This window comes from Bradyrhizobium sp. PRIMUS42 (genome assembly GCF_023006515.1).
Lineage (GTDB): Bacteria > Pseudomonadota > Alphaproteobacteria > Rhizobiales > Xanthobacteraceae > Bradyrhizobium.
Genome location: NZ_JALBGZ010000960.1, coordinates 1 through 1,957 on the forward strand (window position 1 = coordinate 1; position 1,957 = coordinate 1,957).

General features: G+C 64.9%; 2 protein-coding genes. One reads left to right on the plus strand and one right to left on the minus strand.

What is annotated here, in order from left to right; translation table 11 throughout:
• Positions 1-1,358: acyl-CoA dehydrogenase family protein (locus MOV75_RS36235; RefSeq protein ID WP_247007774.1), on the minus strand; the 1,358-nt coding region annotated here is incomplete at its 3' end.
• A gap of 231 nt (positions 1,359-1,589) precedes the next feature.
• On the opposite strand from MOV75_RS36235, the gene MOV75_RS36240 reads away from it, so the two are divergent.
• Positions 1,590-1,957 (plus strand): SDR family oxidoreductase (locus MOV75_RS36240; RefSeq protein ID WP_247007776.1); only part of this gene is annotated, 368 nt, incomplete at its 3' end.

The window sequence follows — 1,957 nt, forward strand, 5'->3', positions numbered from 1 at the left end:
CGCAGCGCGTCGATGGCGACGATGTTGCCGGTGCCTTCCCAGACCGAGCCGAGATGGGCATCGCGCAGCAGGCGGGCGGTGGCAAACTCCTCGATATAGCCGATGCCGCCGCGCATCTCGAGCGCATCGCCGCAGACTTTTCGCGCATCGCGCGTGGCGCGGAATTTGAGCGTCGGGGTCAGGATACGCAGCAGTGCTGCCGCATCCTGGCTGCCGGCCTCGGCGCGGTCGAGTGCGTCGGCGGTGAGGAAACTCATCGACAGCGCCTGCTCGACCGGCAGCATGATTTTCAGCATCTGTCGTCGGCCGAGCGGCAGGTCGATGATGCGCTGGCCGAACACGACGCGGTTGGTCGCGACCGTCATCGCGTCATGATAGGCGCGGCGCATCAGGGCGGTAGACTTGACGCCGTTGGAGAGCCGCGAGGAGTTCACCATCTCGGCCATCTGCACGAAGCCGCGATCGAGCTTTCCAACCGCATAGGCGATCGCGCCTTCGAGCTTGATCTCCCCTGATGCCATCGAGCGGGTGCCGAGCTTGTCCTTGAGACGGACGATCCGGTAGCGGTTCTGCGAGCCGTCGTCGAGGAAGCGTGGCATCAGGAACAGGCCGACGCCGCGCGTGCCGGGGCCAGCGCCTTCGGGACGGGCCAGCAGCATCACGACCTTGGCATCGGCATTCGAGCAGAACCATTTTTCACCGTAGAGGCGCCAATGGTCGCCCTCCTGCACCGCGCGCGTCGTCAGCGTGCCGACATCGGAGCCGCCCTCCTTCTCGGTCATGAACTGGCCGCCCTGGGTCAGCTTGCTCATGTCGGTCGAGGTCAGGCCGTCGAGATACTTCGCCTTCAGCGCCTCGCTGCCGAAATTCGCCAGCAGCTTGGCACAGCCGTCGGTGACGTTGATCGGACATCCCATGCCGAATTCGGTCTGGTTGAACAGGAAGGTGAAGGCGTGCTTGGCCACGACAGGGTATTTATCCGGCCAGCCCATGATGCCTTTGCGGATCGAGAGCGCATGGATGCCGAACTCCCCGAACGCTGCATTCTCCAGCTCGCGATAGGCCGGGTGATATTCGATCCACTGCACGTCGCGGCCGAACTTGTCGCGCTGGTGCAGCAGGGGCGTGTGGCGGTCGGCGAGGCGCGCGCACTCGTCGAGACGGCCACCGGCGAGCTCACCGAGACGGTCGAGATGCGGCTCGACGTGACGGAACAGCGTGTCCGGCAGATGGATGCGCAAGAGGTCGGTGAGCGCCGGATCGGCGCGGTAGAAATTCATGCCAGATGTATCGGGCGCCAGCAGGCCGGGTTGCTCTGCCGCGGCGTTTTTCGGCTGTGCGGTGACCGGCTTGTGCATGATCGTCCTCTATCGTTTCCGCCATGCGGACATTTTGCGCTGATTTGGCGCTTGCCGCTTTGGATGATGTCGATCATGCTCCAGCCGCGGATCGCGATAAAGCCGCAAATTGTCAGGGCGGCATGATCGCCGTGAGGGAGCAATTCGCCCTGCGGAATTGTGACCGCGCCGGCTGGTTGTTCGCGCGGCCCATGCCTAGATCAGCGTCTCCCTGTCCTAAGAGATCACGCCATGGAACATCCGAAATACAAGATCGCTCTCATCGTCGGTGCCGGCGAAGGATTGAGCGCCTCGCTGGCGCGCTTGCTCGCCGCGCAAGGCATTCGCATTGCGCTGGCCGCCCGAAAGATCGAGAAGCTCGGCGCGCTCTGCAGCGAGACCGGCGCGAAAGCCTATGCCTGCAACGCGACGGAGCCCGAGGAGGTCGAACGCCTGTTCGGCCTCGTCGAGCGCGAGATCGGTACGCCCGATCTCGTCGTCTACAATGCCAGCGGCCGCGCCCGTGGGCCGATCGTGGATCTCGTCCCGGCCGATGTCGCGCAGGCGATCGCGGTCAGCGCCTATGGCGGCTTCCTGGTGGCGCAGCAGGCGGCCAGGCG